The sequence below is a fragment of the Cohaesibacter marisflavi genome (genome assembly GCF_900115225.1).
Lineage (GTDB): Bacteria > Pseudomonadota > Alphaproteobacteria > Rhizobiales > Cohaesibacteraceae > Cohaesibacter > Cohaesibacter marisflavi.
Genome location: NZ_FOVR01000007.1, coordinates 115282 through 133308 on the forward strand (window position 1 = coordinate 115282; position 18027 = coordinate 133308).

An 18027-nucleotide genomic window follows, 5' to 3' on the forward strand; every position below is an offset into this window, starting at 1 on the left:
TCAAGGCACTCTATAGGCCATGCCGATGGAGTCGGGCGCTGTTGCTTCAAAGCCGAATTGTTCATAGAGCTTATTCGCAGGCAGGTCGGCGATGATCATTACATAAGCCTTTGATTTCAAATTATTTTGCACATAGTCCATTAGGCTGGCCATGATGGCCTTTCCTAGCCCGTTGCCTTGATGGACGGGATCAACGGCGATATCGCAAATGACAAAAACGCAACCGCCATCGCCAACAAGGCGACCGATGCCGACCACCTGTTCGCCATAATAAACGGTGGCGGCGGCAATCGTGCCCTTGAGGCCTTCTTGGGCTGCTTCCTCTGAATAGACTGTGAGGCCGGTGATCTTTCTCAAACGCAGAAAATCTCCCAGAGGCGGGGTTTGGGGCTCAATGCGATAGTTAGGCTGATCCATAAGTCGACCCTTTTCATGTGCTTCAAATATCTGCCCATTTGCAGAATTGTCTCCGGATGTCTTTGTCTGACTTTTATGACAAGCATGCGGTTTGGGAAAGCCCGTGCGGGTGAAACTGATCGCTATGCCCATAATGTTGCCACAGATCCGGTGTTGTTGAAGGCATGTTGGCCGCTTTGGACGGCTCGAACAGAATGTGTCGCAAGGGGGCATAGAGAATGGTTAGTCAAAGTGATTTGGGAATGAAGCGCCTGTTTTCGTGCCGTGTGTTATTCGCGTCGCTGTTTCTGATGTCGTCCGGTCAGCTTTCATTGGCGCAATCTTCCAATGACAAAGCCGTTCCGCAAGTCGAACAGGCTCCGATGGATGAAGACTGGCACAATGAGGTCAGCACCAAGGCTTTGCTCAGCGAATTAACCCGTTTGGCAACCCAACTGGAAGAGCAGCGCAAGGAAAATGCCAGTCTGGCTGCAAAAGTTGACCGTCTGACCAAGCGCCTTGATGGCATGCAGACACAACTGGCCAATGCAGGATATGGGGCCACTGCTCCGAAGATGTTGCCGGAGGATCTGGATAGCGGATCTGGTGCCATTTCCTTGTCAGATGACCCCGCTCCGGAGGCGTCAACAACGGATGCTGCTTCCCCAAAAGCTCTGCCTCTGGCCGGCGCGTCCACCAATTCCGATGGTGCAACGATAGGCAAGCAGGAAGCTGCCAAAGAGGGCGCCGTGGAACGTGCGCCGCTCACCCCTCTGGATGCTCCTGAAGGGACGGGCACTACAAGGCGCAGCCCTGAAGAGGGTGGCTATTTCTCGCGGCTTGTCAAAAAAAGCGAGAAGGTGATCGACCAGATCACCGATTGGTGAGGCTGTAGAAGCCGGTTGGCACTCGCCAGATTTACGCCAACCGATCACAGGCAGCAGGCTTGTGTCTGCTTGCTAGCTTCATAATTGCCTAGTGGCCGCCGACCAGCCCCATCAGACGATAGGTGAGGTTGGCTGCGGTGAAGTCCCAGGCCCATTGCCCTTCGATGGGCGCCAGTTCCACCACATCCAGACCAACGCATTTGCGGCCCTTGAGGGCGTGTGCGATGAGCTGAAGGCTTTGATAGTAGCTGAGGCCCCCGGGCACAGGCGTTCCCGTTGCTGGCATGATGGATGGGTCCAGCCCGTCGACGTCAAAGGTGATATAGACCTGTTCGGGGAAGTCCTCAGGCAGGTCAACTGCAGAAATCCCTTCCGTGACAAGCTTTTCCGCATCAACAAACTGAATATGCGCCTCATTCATGCGTGAATCCTGCTCCTCGCTGCAAAGAGCGCGGATACCGAACTGCATGAGAGGCAGGCGGCGTTCCACGGCGCACAGATGCATGACCGAGGCGTGGGAATGCTTGTGGCCTTGATAGGCGTTGCGCAAGTCTGCATGCGCGTCAATCTGAATGATGCCAACCGGCTCATCCAGCGCGTCCACGACGCCCATGATGGCACCATAGGAGAGGCTGTGCTCTCCGCCAAGAGTGACGGGAATGCGTCCTGCTTCCACGCTGGCTGCCGTGCGGGCGCGTAGATCCTTCATGACCTGCTCGATCGGTTGATCGCAATTGATCACGTCAGAGGTGATGATGCCCTTTTTGATCGGGAAGCCCTTGCCGTCAAAACGCTCCAGTTCCTGACTTGCTTCCAGCAGCGCCAGCGGTCCGGCAGCAGTGCCTGCGCCATAGGAAACCGTCTTTTCCAGCGGGCAAGGAATAACTTCAAACAGGGCTGTTTGCGGGTCGCTTTCAGCGTCGGAGAGTTCCGAAGCCAGAAAAGCAGGATAGGTCAAATCAAGCATGATGGATGTCCCGTGTTGTCTGACTTACGACAGGCGGTCGCGGAATTCAGCATAGGTGAACTCGCGGATGACGTCGAGCTGGTCTGTTTCTGAATCCCAGATAGCGATGGATGGCAGGCGCACGCCGTTGAAGGTGTTTGTCTTGACCATCGAGTAATGAGCCTGATCGAGAAAGGCGATGCGTTGGCCAAGCTCCAGTTCAGAAGCAAAGGCATAGTCGCCGATGACGTCGCCCGCAAGACAGGACGGTCCCCCCAGACGATAGGATGTGCCGCCCTTCTGCTCGCCCAGCAGAGCAGGGCGATAGGGGGCCTCAATCACGTCGGGCATGTGGCATGTGGCCGAGATATCCATGATGGCGATGTTGACGTCGCCATTGCGCGTCACATCCAGCACTTCGCCTACCAGAATGCCTGCGTCCAGCGCTACGGCTTCGCCGGGTTCGAGGTAGATTTCGACATCATATTTGGCCTTGATGGTCTTGAGGAAGTCGACCAGTTCATCACGCTGATAATCATCGCGGGTGATATGGTGACCACCACCGAAATTGAGCCATTTAAGCTTATGCAGCCAAGGCGCAAGGCGCTCTTCTACCGCCTCAAAGGTACGCTTGAGGGGCGTGAAATCCTGTTCGCACAGGGTATGCATATGGATGCCGGAGAAGGGGGCGAGATCTTCGTCGCTCAATTGGCTGATGGGGGTGCCAAGGCGTGACCCAATGGCGCAGGGGTCATATTTGGCGATATGCCCTTCTGAGTGTTCGGGATTGATCCGGAGGCCGAAATCAGGCGCATAGCCCCATTTGCGCGCAGCGTTGATCTGCGGCGCGAAGCGGTGGAACTGCGCCGGGCTGTTAAAGATCAGGTGATCGGACAGCTCCAGAATTTCGGGTATTTCCTCGGCCTTGAAGCCTGCGGAATAGGTGGCCAGTTCGCCAGAGAATTGCTCCTTGGCCAGCTTGGCTTCCCAAAGACCGGAAGCGCAGGTGCCGTCAAGATAGTTGCCGATGAGGTCGCCCAGCGCCCAGCAGGAAAAGGCCTTGAGCGCCAGCAGAACCTTGACGTCGGCCGCTTCTCCGACTTGAGAGAGAATGCGCAGGTTGCGCCGAATGGCTGCCTTGTCGATAACAAAGCAGGGCGAAGGCACACGCGCGAGATCGAAGGTAGCAAAGGCTCCGGCATCGCCTGCCTGCGTTTCCATTACTGGCGCATCGGTCATGTCGGTTTCTCCAAAAAGGGACTGGTGGCCACATCACTTGGCCAAAGGGAATAGAGGTAAGTGAGCCCGGCGGGGCCGGGCTCCTTCATTCAAACCGGATTAGAAATCCAGCGGTTTGTCCAGCTCATGCGCTTCCCATGGCAGGCCATGCTTGTTGAGCATGTCCATGAAAGGATCCGGGTCGAGCTGTTCCATGTTGAACACGCCCTTGCCAGACCATTGACCGGAGAGCATCAGGGCTGCGCCGATCATGGCGGGCACACCAGTGGTGTAGGACACGGCCTGAGAGCCGACCTCTGCGAAGCATTCTTCATGGTCGCAGATATTGTAGACATAGACGGTCTTTTCCTTGCCATCTTTCTCGCCGGTCATGATGTTGCCGATACAGGTCTTGCCCTTGGTTGTCTTGCCCAGATCACCCGGGTTTGGCAGCACGGCCTTGAGGAACTGCAGCGGGATGATTTCCTTACCCTCATACATGACAGGATCGATGCGGGTCATGCCGACATTCTGCAGTACTTCCAGATGCTTGATATAAGCATCACCGAAGGTCATCCAGAAGCGGGCGCGCTTGATTTCCGGCAGATGCTTCACAAGGCTTTCCAGCTCTTCGTGATACATCTGATACATGTTTTTCTCACCCACGGCGGGGAAGTCAAACGGCTGCTTGTTGGACATGGCCGGGGTGGTGACCCATTCGCCTTTCTCCCAGTGATGCACGGGTGCGGTCACTTCGCGGATGTTGATTTCCGGGTTGAAGTTGGTGGCAAAATGCTGGCCATGGTCGCCGCCGTTGCAATCGAGAATGTCGAGTGTGTCGATACGGTCGAGCAGATGCTTCTTGGCATAAGCGGTGTAGATGTTGGTAACGCCCGGGTCGAAGCCAGAGCCGAGTAGCGCCATCAGGCCTGCTTCTTCGAAGCGCTGCTGATAGGCCCACTGCCAGCTATATTCGAACTTGGCCACATCCCGCGGCTCATAGTTGGCTGTGTCGAGATAGTTGACGCCGGACTTCAGGCAGGCATCCATGATGTTGAGGTCCTGATATGGCAGGGCCACGTTGACCACCAGAGACACACCAAGCTTGTCGATGAGAGCCGAAAGGGCTTCCACATCATCGGCATCCACTTCTGCGGTCTTGATGGTTACGCCGGTGCGCTCTTTCACGGAAGCGGCAATCTCGTCGCATTTGAAAATGCGGCGCGAGGCCAGCGTGATGTCTGCGAAGATATCGGAAAGCTGCACCATTTTATGAATGACGACGGAGCCGACGCCACCTGCGCCGATGACCAGAACTTTGTTCATATCAATGTCCTTCTTTTCAGAGGGATATCTGCCAGCCTGACAGACCTGCCTGTCTCCCATAATGCACCGGCAAAGATGCCGAAACCATGGCACCTTTGTCGATTGGGAGCGTGATGTTTATGTTATAAGGGATCGCTCTTGATGGCGGTTGCTTAATGCTCGAAATAAGTATAGCCGTTCATGCTTTCCTTGAAAGCATTCATCATGGCCTTGCGTTCCTTCACCGTCAGCTTTTTATTGGAGACCGCTTCTTCAACCATCTGCTTAAAGTTGTTGGACAATGCTGTCGTGTTATATTCCACGTAGCTGAGCACTTCGGCAATGGTATCCCCTTCCACTTCGTGGATGAGGTTGAAGTCGCCGTTCGGCTTGATCTCGATGGTTGCCACGTTGGTGTCGCCAAACAGATTATGCAAATCGCCCAGCGTTTCCTGATACGCGCCGACAAAGAAGACGGCCATGCAATAATGCTCATCTTCTTCCAGAGCATGCACTGGAAGAGACGAGGAAATGCCATCGGCGAGCACGAACTGATCCACCTTGCCATCACTGTCGCAGGTGATGTCGGACAGGATCGCGCGTCGGGTTGGCGTTTCATTCAGACGCTGGATCGGGATGATCGGATGCAACTGGTCAATGGCCCAGACATCGGGCAGAGACTGGAACAGCGAGAAGTTGGCGTGATAGATGTCAGCCGCCGATTCAAGGGCGCTTAGCACGTCATCGGAGACCCATTCATCGGCCTCTGTTGCCTTGCGCATCTTGGCGATCAGGTTGAGATAGAGTTTCTCGGCCTTGGCGAGATCGCGCAAGCCCACTTCGCCGCGTCCGAAGTTGCGGCGCACTTCATCGCGGTAGAAGGTGACGTCGTTAAGGCATTCCTGCAAGCGGCTCGGCGTCAGGTAAGTCTCGACATCGCGCATATCGCGAATGGAACGATCATCATCCTCGGAGACCTCGACAATATTGTCTTCTTCATAATGGGTCACATTGATGATGTTGAACAGCAACATGGAGCTGTAGGCCACTGTTGCGCGCCCGCTTTCGGTCACGATGGTGGGGTGTTTCTGCTCCGCATCGTCCATCGTGTTTTTCACGGCCTCGACGATGGAATAGCAGTATTCGTCGGTGGAATAGTTGATGGAGTTCTCGGTGGATTTGTGCTCGCCTGTATAGTCAATACCCAGACCGCCGCCCAGATCGATATAGTTGAGCGGAGCCCCTTCCTTGCGCAGTTCAACAAAGAAGCGACAGGCCTCAGCCGCCGAACGGCGTACGTCAATGATATCCGGGACCTGGCTGCCCAGATGAAAATGCTGCAGTTGCAGGCAATCCAGATAGCCTTCATCGCGCAGACGGTCGATCACATACAGCACGTCCGGTGACGACAGGCCAAAGGCTGACCGATCCCCCGAGGAGGAAGCCCAGTTGCCGGTGATGCGGTTGTTCAGCTTGATGCGGATGCCAAGTTGCGGGCGGATGTTGAGCTTCTTGGATTCTTCAAGCACCAGATCCAGCTCAGCCTTGCTTTCCAGCACGATGATCGTGTTGAAGCCGAGTTTGCTGGAGAGCAGGGCCAGATTGATGAACTCACTATCCTTGATGCCATTGCAGATGAGCAGCGCATCTTTGGAAAGGCGCTGGCCCAGAGCAATGATCAATTCCGGTTTTGAACCGACTTCAAGTCCAAAATTATGCGGCGCACCATATTCGACGATCTTTTCGATCACATGGGCCTGCTGGTTGACCTTGATGGGGAACACGCCGCGATAGCTGGCTTTATAGTCAAGCTCTTTCATCGCGTTGGCGAAACTCATATTGATGCGATCAATCTGGTTTTTCAGGCTGTTGGCCACGCGCAACAAAATGGGGGAGGCGATGCCGCGCTCTTCCAGTGAATGCAAGATAGAAGTCAGGTCCGTTGTGACGGGCCCTTCTGCGTGATCTGTGATGAGGCCAATGTTGCCATTGTCCAGAACTTCGAACCGATCATTGCCCCAGCGCTCAATGCCATAGATTGCGCAGGGAGCCTCCTGTTCCGTAGTGCTCAATCGCCCGTCCTCTTGATGAAAAAACAGCCCGTTACCGGGCTTCTGTTTCTATTGCGTCAACATGTGCTTGCGTTGGCCTGCATATGGCTGAAAGCCATGACCAGTGCAAGCGATAATTCGCGTATAACACATATCATATTCGCTGCCCGTGTACAGGGGGCCTATTTGTTGGCAATCCCTTGCGGGTTGGTGCTGTTCAGGGCGCAATTGTTTGGCTAGTGTGGGTGTACAAAAAAGCAAATACCATAAAACAGTCGGAGAAGAATTATGGGATATTTGAAGCAATTTCCAAATAAGGAAGGCTATTTTGGTGATTTCGGTGGCGCTTTTCTGCCGCCACAGCTGGTGCCCCATTTCAAGGAAATCGGCGAAGCCTATGAACGCATTGCCGTGGACAGCTCCTTCATAGCGGAGCTACGCTATATTCGCGAGCATTTTCAAGGCCGCCCGACGCCTGTCCAGCATGCCAAGAATCTGTCGGAAAAGATGGGGGGAGCGCAGATCTATCTCAAGAGGGAAGATCTGAACCATTCCGGAGCGCACAAGCTCAATCACTGCATGGGTGAAGCGCTTCTGGCCAAATTCATGGGCAAGAAGAAGCTGATCGCCGAAACCGGTGCTGGACAGCATGGTGTGGCGCTTGCTACGGCCGCGGCCTATTTCGGCATGGAATGCGAGATTCATATGGGCGAAGTGGATATCGCCAAGGAACACCCCAACGTGATCCGCATGAAATTACTCGGGGCTGAGGTTGTGCCGGTGTCCTTTGGTGGCAAGACCCTCAAGGAAGCGGTCGACAGTGCTTTTATGGCCTATCTTGAGCAAGCTGACGAGGCCATCTATGCCATCGGATCTGTTGTCGGGCCTCATCCTTTCCCGAAGATGGTGCGCGACTTCCAGTCTGTGGTCGGCTTCGAGGCCAGAGACCAGTTTCAGGCCATGACGGGGCTGGACCCGGATCATGTGGTGGCGTGCGTCGGTGGTGGCTCCAATGCCATGGGGCTGTTTTCCGGCTTTCTCGACAATGAAGATGTAAAGCTCTATGGTGTTGAGCCGCATGGCAAGGGCTCCGAACTCGGCCAGCATGCCGCGACGATCACCTATGGGCATCCGGGCGAGATCCACGGTTTCAAATGTTTGGTGCTGACCGATGACAAGGGCGAACCGGCGCCGGTGCACTCCATTGCTTCTGGCCTTGACTATCCCGGTGTCGGACCGGAACATTCCTATCTGCACACTATTGGCAAGGTGAATTACGGCTCTGCCAGCGATGAAGAGACCTTGAAGGCCTTCTATGCGCTCAGCAAATATGAAGGCATCATTCCGGCGCTGGAGAGCTCTCATGCGGTGGCTTATGCCATGAAGATGGCTCCGGCGCATCCGGGAGAAAGCATTCTGGTCAACCTGTCCGGTCGTGGCGACAAGGACATTGACTATGTGACCGAGAATTTCGGCTTTGGCGAAGACTTCTCGCTTTAGGATCAATCATTTGATCCAGAAATGGAATTCCGGTGATCTCTATAGATTGTCGGAATTCGTCTCATTTTCTTTTCGAATTGTGCGCATATGATACAGTTTTTGAAAGAAATGCTATTGTCAGCCCTTTCTGGTTTGGTTTAAACAGGGGGCAACTGATTGCGTCCGATATCGCGCGACGCAAGGATCTGCACATTCTGACAACTCTCGCTTGACTGACGAGTGTCACCCTTTCCTCTGAAGGACTTTATAATGCCTGACTATCGTTCCAAGACTTCGACCCATGGCCGCAATATGGCTGGTGCCCGCGCGCTTTGGCGTGCGACCGGCGTTGAAAATGGAGATTTTGGCAAGCCGATCATCGCGGTGGTCAACTCCTTCACCCAGTTCGTGCCGGGGCATGTTCATCTGAAGGATCTGGGGCAGATGGTGGCACGCGAGATCGAGGCTGCCGGTGGCATCGCCAAGGAAATGAACACCATTGCTGTGGATGATGGCATCGCTATGGGCCATGACGGCATGCTCTATTCGCTGCCCTCTCGCGAGATCATCGCAGACAGCGTCGAATATATGGTCAATGCCCATTGCGTTGACGCCATGGTTTGTATTTCCAACTGCGACAAGATCACCCCGGGCATGATGATGGCGGCCATGCGCCTCAATATTCCGGCTGTCTTTGTCTCTGGTGGCCCTATGGAAGCTGGCAAGGCGGAAGGCGTCGATCACAAGCTCGACCTCATCGATGCCATGATCATGGGCGCTGACCCTCAGGTCTCCGATGAGCAGGTGCAGAAAGTGGAAGAATTCGCCTGCCCGACTTGTGGCTCTTGCTCGGGCATGTTTACGGCCAACTCCATGAACTGTCTGGCTGAATCTCTGGGCTTTGCCTTGCCGGGCAACGGGACCATCGTGGCAACCCATGCTGATCGCAAAGAGCTGTTCCTTGCAGCAGGCCGCAAGGCGGTGGAACTGTGCAAACGCTATTACAAAGAAGAAGACGAAAGCGTTCTGCCGCGTAACATCGCCAACTTCAAAGCGTTCGAGAATGCCATGACGCTTGATATCGCCATGGGCGGCTCCACCAACACGGTGCTGCATCTGCTGGCAATTGCGCAGGAAGGCGAAGTGGACTTCACCATGGGTGATATCGACCGCTTGTCGCGCATCGTTCCAAACGTTTGCAAACTGGCACCGATGACCCAGAAATATCATGTTGAGGATTGCAACCGCGCCGGTGGCATCTTCGGTATTTTGGCCGAGCTGGATCGTGCCGGTCTTATCCATCGTGATTGCGGCACCGTGCATTGCAAGACCCTCGGGGAAGCGATCGATACCTATGATATCATGGGCGCGCCGAGCGCAGAGGTGGAAAATCTCTACAAAGCCGCTCCGGGTGGGGTGCGCACCACCGAGGCTTTCTCTCAGGCAAGTCGTTACAAGGAACTGGATAAGGACCGCGCAGAAGGCTGCATCCGCGCCAAGGAGCACGCCTATAGTCAGGATGGTGGTCTTGCGGTGCTGTTTGGCAATATCGCGCTGGATGGCTGCATCGTGAAAACCGCCGGCGTGGATGAAAGTATCCTCAAATTCTCCGGTCCGGCTCGCATCTTCGAAAGTCAGGAAGCTGCTGTGAAAGGCATCATCGGTGGCAAGATCCAGTCTGGTGACGTGGTCATCATTCGCTATGAAGGGCCACGCGGTGGTCCGGGCATGCAGGAAATGCTCTATCCGACCTCCTACCTCAAATCCATGGGGCTGGGCAAGGAATGTGCGTTGATCACCGATGGTCGTTTCTCGGGCGGTACCTCGGGGCTTTCCATCGGTCATGCGTCTCCGGAAGCTGCCGCCGGTGGCGCCATTGGCCTCATCGAAGAAGGGGATGCCATCGAGATCGATATCCCGAACCGTTCGATGAATGTCGCTGTTTCCGATGCCGTTCTGGCTGAGCGCCGTGCGGCCATGGATGCCAAGGGGGCTGATGCCTGGCAACCGGCTGAAAAGCGTGAACGCATTGTTTCCCGCTCCCTTCAGGCCTATGCCCTGATGGCAACATCTGCTGACAAAGGCGCCGTGCGGGACCTGACAGGATTAAGACGCTTTGATGATTAGTCATCAATAACTTCTATATTTGTTGATCTAATCAATCCCGAAATCCGGAAGCAATGCTTCCGGATTTTTTTTGGTGCTTTCTTCATATTTCTTGGTATAAATGGGTTTTAGTTCTTTCCTTTTATTTATTGGTCCGGAGTGTTCGAATGCATCGACCTCAACGTTTTAGTTTTGGCTTGCTTGTTTTTGTAGGATTGTTCTGCCTGTCTTTTACGGCGAATGCGTCTTCTCAACATTTGGCAGCATTTGTGAATTTCGTGAAAACGAAGAATTTTACGCAGGCAAACTTCTATTTGCGGCAGGGATATCTGAAGCAAGAGGACCTGGATACATCGCAAATCTATTTTCGCATTGCAGTCGCACATGATGAAAGTGATGTTGAGGTTCTGCCGCAGGTCTATCACTATCTGAACGCACTTAAGACGATTGATCTCAATCGGCAGTTTCTTTGCAAGTCTTCCGGAAGCAATAAATACGAGAAGCCCTGCTACATGGTGAATCTGCTCGCTCGAGGACAATCGGTCGACAAATTTCAATTCTATGCGGAGCGTGGTCTCAATCTCAATGCTGTGTTCGCGGACGCGATTCCGGCGCCGTTCCTAATTATAAACCGATTGGGGACGAATTATTACAGCCTTGCCAATATCAACCAGCTTACTGCTATGGGAATGGTCTTTGGTGATGAACTCTATGACCCTAGCCTGATGCAGGATTCTGGTTTGAATCGGGTCGTGCTGCCTCTTGATACAGGGGCCGTGACCTCATTCCATTTCATGGATATGCTAACCATTTCTCTGGGTAACGTAGATGAACAGCATCAGGGTGTTTATAACCGGTTTGGCATGAGTGAGCTACAGCTTAGTCGGCGGGACGAACTCATGTGTTCGTTCATCTCACATTCTGCGCAAAAGTTTGCTCCAAGCTTTGACTATCTTCGTTACTTGATGGATATGCGTCAATCATTTCGCGCAGAGAACTTGAGAGCGCAGCCAGATCCTCATAGTCGAATTTACTTCAGGGCATTTCCTAATGCTTGCGTACAGTTGGTTTCAGCGTTGGCGCGGAGCCATCCTCATCTGGAAACGATGGTTTCCGAGTTTGCTGCCAAAGGGGATGTTGAAACAGCCCAGTGGCTTCTGACTTTCCAGCAGCAGCGCTAACCAAGAGTTTTGATAGGAGCGTTTTATGAAGAAACTTATGGTGCTTGCCATTGCCTACACACTCGGAAGTACACAAATGACCGCACCTGTCTATGCGGGGAGTGGTGACTTTTTTGCTGGTGCGCTTGTTGGTGGTGCTGTTGGTCTTATTGCCGGAGGTGCCAATAAGGCAAGGGCAAAGAGTAATCGCAGCCATAAGGGCACGTCCTCACGGTCTAGGATCGACCCTACGCAACGGGAAAATAACCGGGATTTGCAACGCCGATTGAACGAGCTAGGCTATGATGCCGGCACGCCTGATGGGGTCTTGGGGCGTAGGTCAAAGGCCGCGATTTCCGCTTTTCAGCGAGACAATGGTTTGCCGCCTACGGGTAAACTATCCAATGAGCAGACCGCCTTGCTTTATCAACTGTCCGAGGGGCAGGCTATGGGGATGAATGGTGGCATGGGCATGCAGGCTCCTGCCATCCCTGGGGCCGCCGGTCCCGCTTTCCCATCTATCAATAACGGTATGAACAATGGCGGTACACTCAATGGTCCCGCTTTCCCTGACATCGGTGGCGGCAATGTCAATCAGATGCAGATTGGTACGCCCTCTGGGGGGCAGTTTGACAATGCGATGCCAAGTTTTGGTACGCCGGCGGCTTCCTTTGGAAAGCCGATGGCTGGCGCAGCGGCGGGAACTGGAACTGCGGCTGCTGTGACTGGCATGCCTGCTGTCTCAAACATGAACGAGGCTGCGCTTGATGATGGGGCTGCCGTCAGTACTGCCAATACCGATCTGAGTTTTGCTTCAGGACAACCATCTATTCTTGGAATTGAATTGGGCGAATCCTTCAAGAGCGGTTTGAGTAAACTGGAAGAAAATGGATATCAGAATTGCGCTGGGCAGGAAGAATTCATTACCTGCTCTGCTCAGAAAACAGGCGTGACTGAAACCATACGTATCGCACGCGGATTGGAGCAGGCTGATGTTCCTGTTTACCTAATGGACAGAACGACCCTATTGAAGGTTGATGTTGACCAGTCTGTCATTGATGCAAAAATCGCTGAAGCCTATCCAGAAATAGCTGCTGCTCCCCATCATATTCTAAGCAACAGTGCTGAGTGCGCAGCCTATATGAGTGATCTGAACAATATTGATGGCTTCGTGAATGCTTTGGACCAGCTTCGTCAACAAGAGAAGTCGGTAAATGAATGGCTTGAGAAATCTCTCGAGGTTTGCCACAGCTTCTACAAGCTCAATGTTAATCACGACGGCGAGCAGTATCGGGTGAGAGTCATTCTGTTTGATGGCAGTTACTTGGACAATGAAGTTGCCAGATTTGGACAAAAAAATATCGACAAGGTCAATAGTGCTTTGAAGTTCTGATTGATCAGGCTTTGAGCCGTCGCAATATTCAAAAGAAAACCCGGAGCTGGCTGAGCCCCGGGTTTTTCTTTGCTTTGTTGCTATGCGCGGATTGTCTGGCTCAGGCTTCAGCCTGCACCAGTTCGCGTGTCTTCATGAAGGTGATGTCCGGATGCCGCTCCTTGGTGAAGTCGATTTCCCACTGGCTTTTTGCCAGAAAGACCGGGCTGCCTTCGCGGTCATGCACGATATTGTTGACGTTGGCCGACAGGAAGGTTTTCATCTTGGCCTCGTCATCGCATTTGACCCAAACCGCCATATTGTAGGTAATGGGTTCGAAGTCGATTTCGACGCCATATTCGGCTTTGGCGCGGGATTTGAGAACGTCGAGCTGCAAGATACCCACCAGACCGATGATCCAGTTGGAGCCGATGTTTGGCTTGAAGACCTGTGTGAGGCCCTCTTCAGCCAAGTCTTCAAGGGCACGACGCAGCTGTTTAACCTTGGTGCCATCGGGCAGGCGCACACGGCGCAACACTTCCGGCGCAAAAGCGGGTAGGCCGGTGAACTGCATTTGCTCGCCTTCCGTGAAGGTATCGCCAACGCGAATGGTGCCATGGTTGGGAATGCCGATCACGTCGCCGGGGCCGGCTTCCTGCGCGATCTCGCGATCCTGTGCGAAGAACATGATGGGGCTGTGCACCATGATGTCCTTGCCGGTGCGGACCTGACGTAGCTTCATGCCGCGTTTGAAGTCGCCCGAGCAGATACGCATGAAGGCCACGCGGTCGCGATGGTGGGAATCCATATTGGCCTGCACTTTGAAGACGAAGCCGGAAACCTTTTTCTCTTCTGGTGAGACCGTGCGTTCGGTTGTCGGGGACGGGCGTGGCATGGGCGCGATATCCGCGATGAGATCAAGCAGGGCGGTTGGTCCAAAATCTTTCAGCGCCGAACCGAAGATGACCGGCGAGAGATGGCCCTCGCGATAGCTTTCCAGATCGAAATCGGAATAGCCAACAGACGCCAATTCGATCATCTCACGGCTTTCTTCCAGCAACTGGCTGTCGACCAGATCATCGAGCTTGGCATCATCGATGCCGGAGGTTTCAACGATCGTGTCGAAGGCATCCCCTTTGGTCTTGGCGGTGTAATAGTCGCCATTGGTCACGTTATAGCAACCATGGAAGGTGGAGCCGGAGCCGATGGGCAGAACCATGGGGGAGACATCCAAGGCGAGCGTCTCCTGAATTTCATCCATCAGCTCGAACGGGTCTTTGGCCTCACGGTCGCATTTGTTGACCAGCGTAATGATGGGAATGTCGCGCAGGCGACAAACCTCGAATAGTTTCAGCGTCTGGGCCTCGATACCCTTGGAGGCATCGATGACCATGATGGCGCTGTCGACGGCGGTCAGCGTGCGGTAGGTATCTTCGGAAAAGTCTTCATGGCCCGGGGTGTCGAGCAGGTTGAAGATCAGATCCTTATGCTCGAAGGTCATCACCGATGAAGTGACCGAGATGCCGCGCTCCTGCTCGATCTTCATCCAGTCCGATTTGGCGCGACGTTTCTCGCCACGCGCCTTGACCTGACCGGCCATGCGGATGGCGCCGCCAAAATAGAGAAGCTTTTCAGTAAGAGTGGTCTTACCGGCATCAGGGTGCGAGATGATCGCGAAGGTGCGGCGGGTTTCATGAGATGATGGCATTGATATCTTGTCTTTCTGGCCAGTGCTCTGGCTGCTTTTTATTCGGTGCTCAGCGCGTATGCATCAGGGCAGGCGCGATCTACCATAAACAAGGGATCCGATTTGGGCCGGACCATAGGGGATACAAGGGAAAATTTCCATAGAAAAAGCAGTCAACCTTTATAGCAGCGATCAGTGCGTCGCATTTTGCGGTTGGCTGCGAAAAGCAGCTTCTCGATAGGGCGTTGCTGCACGATGGCAAAGGCCGCCAGAATGATGATACCTGCCCCCAAAAGAGTGCTGCTATCGGGATATTCGCCGAAAATGAAATAGCCGAACAGGGCGGCATAGATCAGCGAGATATAGTCGACGCTCTTGACCAGCCCCGCTTCACCAAGTCGCAATGCTCGAATGCCGATCCAGTTGCCCGCTGCCGATAAGCACCCCATACCCAGAAGAAGGATGAGGTCTGTCAGGTCTGGTTGCCGCCAGAGCCAGATCATGGGAATGCCCGATAAAAGGCCAATGAAAAGAGCCTGATAGGAGAGCAGGGTGGTGGTGGATTCGGTCTGGGACAGCTTTCTTACCGAAAGCGCTGCCAGAGAGGCGCCAAAGGCAGCTGCAAGGGCAATCAGGCTGAAGCCGTCCAGAAAGCTTTCTGGCGTCGGTTTGATGGCGATAAAGACGCCGATAAACCCTGAAACAATGGCGACCAGACGGAATGGGCCAAGCCTTTCGCCAAGAAACTGGTGCGCGAGCAAAGAAACAAAGAAGATATTGGCAAAGCCAAGGGTGGTTGCGGTGGTCAATGGCAGACCGCTCACAGCCAGAATGCCAAGAGATAAGGCAGCGAAAGCGCCGGAAAGGCGTAAGGAGTGAAGCCCCGGATGGCTGGTCTTGAGCGCGTTTGGGAAATCTTTGACGAGGAGCGGCAGGGTTGAAAGAAGAATGACGATCTGTCGGAAGAACAGGATCTGGAGCACGTGATAGTCATGCGCGGCCAGCTTCGCCAAGCTTGCTGTTGCCGTCATCAGGGCAGTTGAACACAAAGCGAGGAGGACGGCTTTTTGATTGCTGGTCATGACACTCTACCCGTATTCTTAGTAAAATGGTACCATGGTACCAAAATAAAGATAAGTAAAGTGCCTTGTTGTCACAGGTGGTGAGAGAGTGGCATCTTGAATGCGAATCAGAATGATGGGAGAGAGGCGCGGCCGTGGCGAAAAAAATTGAGCGAGTACAGACTGGCGTTCGTCTGGAAAAGAATGTCCTGAAGGTGATGAAGGCTCTGGCGGCGCATCTGGAAATCGGTCTGGGAGACCTGATCGAGGGGATTGTGCTGCATAGTTTTGAAGGCAAGGCGCCCTTCAGTCCAGAGACGCTGGACTTCATCGAGACCTTACGCAAAGCCTACGGGCTTGAGCTGACCGCAGCTGATAGCCACAAGCTGGAAGAATGATGCAAGGCAGATGGGCGCAGATGGTCTCTGTTTGTAACCGGGCTCAGCCAGATCAGCTTTCTCCCAGTTCTTCCTGCAGGATTTCCAGCTCCAGCCATTTTTCTTCGGCTTTTGCCAGCAGTTCTTCCTGCGCTTCCAGTGCCTTGGCGGCCTTGTTGAAGGTCTCGGGATCCTTGCTGAACAGGTCGGGGTCTTCCAGACGGGCGCGCAGGCGATCGATTTTGCCTTGAATATCGTCCATCTTGGCCGGCAGCGTCTCGAGCAGATGCTTGTCCTTGAAGGTGAGGCCCTTTTGCTGTCTGGGCGCCGATGTCTCCTCCGTGGAGGTGGATTGGGCTTTTGATGCCTTTTCCTTCTTGGCGGCTTTGCGTGCGGTGACGCCCGAGCCACGCTGGGCAATCATGTCGGTGTAGCCACCAGCATATTCGGTCCAGCGGCCATCGCCTTCCGCATAGAGGGTGGTGGTACACAGACGGTCAAGGAAATCACGATCATGACTGACGAGCAGCACTGTGCCTGAATAGTCGTCGATGACTTCCTGCAACAGATCAAGCGTCTCCAGATCGAGGTCGTTGGTCGGTTCGTCCAAGACAAGGAAGTTGGACGGCTTGGCAAGGGCGCGGGCCAGCATCAGCCGACCGCGTTCGCCGCCGGAAAGCACTGATATCGGGCTTCGGGCCTGTTCAGGGCGGAAGAGGAAGTCCTTCATATAGCCGACCACGTGGCGGGAGCTGTCGCCCACCTGTACCATGTCACCGTCATGGGTGGTGAGGGCTTCCTTCAGCGTCCAATCGGGATTGAGGCTTTCGCGCTTCTGGTCGAGGGTCACCATCTGCAGGTTCGTACCCAGCTTGACCGAGCCGCTATCAGGCACAAGGCCATCGGTGAGCAGGTTGATGAGGGTCGATTTGCCTGCGCCGTTGGGGCCGACAATGCCAATGCGATCACCGCGCAGGATTTCCATGGAGAAATCCTTGACGATGGTGCGCCCGTCAAAGCTCTTGGAAATATTTCTGGCCTTGATGACCGACTTGCCGGAATTTTCCCCTTCTGTCGCGCTCATCTTCACATCGCCCTGCGGGCGGTTCTGGGCCATATGCTGCTTCTTCTCGCGCAGGGCACCCAGCTCGCCAAGGCGGCGCACGTTGCGTTTGCGTCGGGCTGTGACGCCATAGCGAATCCAGTCCTCTTCGGCCAGAATCTTCTGCTTGAGCTTTTGCTCTTCAATCTGCTCTTGCTCGAAAACTTCATCGCGCCAGGCTTCGAAATTCGCGAAGCCTCGGTTGGACCTGCGTGCGGTGCCGCGATCGATCCAGACCACGTTGCGTGTCAGATTCTCCAGGAAGCGACGGTCATGGCTGATGATCACCTTGGCCGAGCGGATCAGCTTGAGTTCGCTTTCCAGCCATTCGATGGCGGGTAGATCGAGATGGTTCGTTGGCTCATCCAGCAGCAGGATATCAGGTTCCGGTGCCAGAACACGGGCGATAGCGGCCCTGCGGGCTTCGCCGCCGGAGATGTCACTTGGGTTTTCCTTGCCAGTAAGGCCCAGCTCTTCGAGCAGATATTGCGCCCGATAGTGGGCGTCGCCGGGGGCGAGGCCTTCCTCGACATAATCCAGCACCGTATCAAAGGCGGTAAGATCCGGCTCCTGCGGCAGGTAGCGCAATGTGGTGCCCGGCTGGAAGAAGCGGTCCCCTCCATCGGGTTCGACTATAGCTGCTGCGATTTTCAGAAGCGTGGATTTGCCAGACCCGTTCCGGCCGACCAACGCGATGGAATCCCCTTCATGCACGGCCAGTTCGGCGCCAGCCAGAAGAGCCTGTCCGCCAATTGCCAGATGAATATCCTGAAGGTGAAGGAGCGGTGGTGCCATGAAAAGTCTGTCCGAAAATGGGTTGGAAAGCTTGCAGGAATAGCCAAGCGATTGCTCGTCCTTGGCTTTAAACAAAGCCGGAGCT

14 protein-coding genes are annotated in these 18027 nt (G+C 54.4%); 6 read left to right on the plus strand and 8 right to left on the minus strand.

Going from position 1 to position 18027, the window contains the following annotated elements:
* Window positions 1-417: a GNAT family N-acetyltransferase gene (locus BM258_RS14145; protein ID WP_090073340.1), complete on the minus strand. Its 417-nt coding sequence runs from the start codon at window positions 415-417 to the stop codon at window positions 1-3.
* Window positions 418-635: 218 nt separating this feature from the next.
* Between BM258_RS14145 and BM258_RS14150 the strand changes: the two genes are divergently transcribed.
* Window positions 636-1283: a hypothetical protein gene (locus BM258_RS14150; protein WP_139229282.1), complete on the plus strand. Its 648-nt coding sequence runs from the start codon at window positions 636-638 to the stop codon at window positions 1281-1283.
* Window positions 1284-1371: 88 nt separating this feature from the next.
* Here BM258_RS14150 and speB read toward each other — a convergent pair whose 3' ends face one another.
* The 4 genes from speB to speA all read right to left on the minus strand — a co-directional run bounded on the left by speB (window position 1372) and on the right by speA (window position 6824).
* Entirely contained in the window at window positions 1372-2250 is an 879-nt protein-coding gene (gene speB, locus BM258_RS14155; protein WP_090073344.1) for an agmatinase, read from the minus strand.
* Window positions 2251-2274: 24 nt separating this feature from the next.
* On the minus strand, window positions 2275-3468 hold the full coding sequence (gene nspC, locus BM258_RS14160) for a carboxynorspermidine decarboxylase (RefSeq protein WP_175528077.1): 1194 nt from the start codon (window positions 3466-3468) through the stop codon (window positions 2275-2277).
* 99 nt (window positions 3469-3567) lie between these two features.
* On the minus strand, window positions 3568-4773 hold the full coding sequence (locus tag BM258_RS14165; protein WP_090073507.1) for a saccharopine dehydrogenase family protein: 1206 nt from the start codon (window positions 4771-4773) through the stop codon (window positions 3568-3570).
* A gap of 152 nt (window positions 4774-4925) precedes the next feature.
* Complete coding sequence (gene speA, locus BM258_RS14170) at window positions 4926-6824, minus strand: biosynthetic arginine decarboxylase (RefSeq protein ID WP_090073347.1); 1899 nt, start codon at window positions 6822-6824, stop codon at window positions 4926-4928.
* 267 nt (window positions 6825-7091) lie between these two features.
* On the opposite strand from speA, the gene trpB reads away from it, so the two are divergent.
* The 4 genes from trpB to BM258_RS14190 all read left to right on the plus strand — a co-directional run bounded on the left by trpB (window position 7092) and on the right by BM258_RS14190 (window position 12941).
* Window positions 7092-8303, plus strand: coding sequence for a tryptophan synthase subunit beta (gene trpB / locus BM258_RS14175; RefSeq protein ID WP_090073349.1), 1212 nt, complete (start codon window positions 7092-7094; stop codon window positions 8301-8303).
* A 249-nt stretch (window positions 8304-8552) separates the two neighbouring features.
* Window positions 8553-10409, plus strand: a complete 1857-nt coding sequence (ilvD, locus tag BM258_RS14180) for a dihydroxy-acid dehydratase (RefSeq protein ID WP_090073351.1) — start codon at window positions 8553-8555, stop codon at window positions 10407-10409.
* Window positions 10410-10555: 146 nt separating this feature from the next.
* A complete protein-coding gene (locus tag BM258_RS14185; RefSeq protein ID WP_090073353.1) occupies window positions 10556-11569 on the plus strand; it encodes a hypothetical protein in 1014 nt (337 codons plus the stop codon).
* 25 nt (window positions 11570-11594) lie between these two features.
* Window positions 11595-12941, plus strand: coding sequence for a peptidoglycan-binding domain-containing protein (locus BM258_RS14190; RefSeq protein WP_090073355.1), 1347 nt, complete (start codon window positions 11595-11597; stop codon window positions 12939-12941).
* Between the two features lie 100 nt (window positions 12942-13041).
* Here the strand turns inward: BM258_RS14190 and BM258_RS14195 are convergent, their stop codons facing one another.
* Both BM258_RS14195 and BM258_RS14200 read right to left on the minus strand, forming a co-directional pair.
* Window positions 13042-14628: a peptide chain release factor 3 gene (locus tag BM258_RS14195; protein ID WP_090073357.1), complete on the minus strand. Its 1587-nt coding sequence runs from the start codon at window positions 14626-14628 to the stop codon at window positions 13042-13044.
* A gap of 152 nt (window positions 14629-14780) precedes the next feature.
* Window positions 14781-15689 (minus strand): DMT family transporter, encoded by a 909-nt coding sequence (locus BM258_RS14200; RefSeq protein ID WP_090073358.1) that lies wholly within the window; start codon window positions 15687-15689, stop codon window positions 14781-14783.
* Between the two features lie 134 nt (window positions 15690-15823).
* On the opposite strand from BM258_RS14200, the gene BM258_RS14205 reads away from it, so the two are divergent.
* On the plus strand, window positions 15824-16066 hold the full coding sequence (locus BM258_RS14205) for a hypothetical protein (RefSeq protein ID WP_090073359.1): 243 nt from the start codon (window positions 15824-15826) through the stop codon (window positions 16064-16066).
* Window positions 16067-16118: 52 nt separating this feature from the next.
* On the opposite strand, the gene BM258_RS14210 is transcribed toward BM258_RS14205, so the two are convergent.
* The gene (locus BM258_RS14210; RefSeq protein ID WP_090073509.1) at window positions 16119-17942 is read right to left on the minus strand and encodes an ABC-F family ATP-binding cassette domain-containing protein; all 1824 of its coding nucleotides are present in this window, start codon (window positions 17940-17942) and stop codon (window positions 16119-16121) included.
* Window positions 17943-18027 lie beyond the last annotated feature (85 nt).

Excerpts from the sequence above, each read along its gene's own strand:
- BM258_RS14150 (WP_139229282.1), top strand. The coding sequence starts at position 636 with ATGGTTAGTCAAAGTGATTTGGGAATGAAGCGCCTGTTTTCGTGCCGT.
- BM258_RS14200 (WP_090073358.1), bottom strand. The coding sequence starts at position 15,689 with ATGACCAGCAATCAAAAAGCCGTCCTCCTCGCTTTGTGTTCAACTGCC.
- nspC (WP_175528077.1), bottom strand. The coding sequence starts at position 3,468 with ATGACCGATGCGCCAGTAATGGAAACGCAGGCAGGCGATGCCGGAGCC.
- BM258_RS14190 (WP_090073355.1), top strand. The coding sequence starts at position 11,595 with ATGAAGAAACTTATGGTGCTTGCCATTGCCTACACACTCGGAAGTACA.
- BM258_RS14185 (WP_090073353.1), top strand. The coding sequence starts at position 10,556 with ATGCATCGACCTCAACGTTTTAGTTTTGGCTTGCTTGTTTTTGTAGGA.
- BM258_RS14165 (WP_090073507.1), bottom strand. The coding sequence starts at position 4,773 with ATGAACAAAGTTCTGGTCATCGGCGCAGGTGGCGTCGGCTCCGTCGTC.
- speB (WP_090073344.1), bottom strand. The coding sequence starts at position 2,250 with ATGCTTGATTTGACCTATCCTGCTTTTCTGGCTTCGGAACTCTCCGAC.
- BM258_RS14145 (WP_090073340.1), bottom strand. The coding sequence starts at position 417 with ATGGATCAGCCTAACTATCGCATTGAGCCCCAAACCCCGCCTCTGGGA.
- BM258_RS14210 (WP_090073509.1), bottom strand. The coding sequence starts at position 17,942 with ATGGCACCACCGCTCCTTCACCTTCAGGATATTCATCTGGCAATTGGC.
- BM258_RS14195 (WP_090073357.1), bottom strand. The coding sequence starts at position 14,628 with ATGCCATCATCTCATGAAACCCGCCGCACCTTCGCGATCATCTCGCAC.
- trpB (WP_090073349.1), top strand. The coding sequence starts at position 7,092 with ATGGGATATTTGAAGCAATTTCCAAATAAGGAAGGCTATTTTGGTGAT.
- ilvD (WP_090073351.1), top strand. The coding sequence starts at position 8,553 with ATGCCTGACTATCGTTCCAAGACTTCGACCCATGGCCGCAATATGGCT.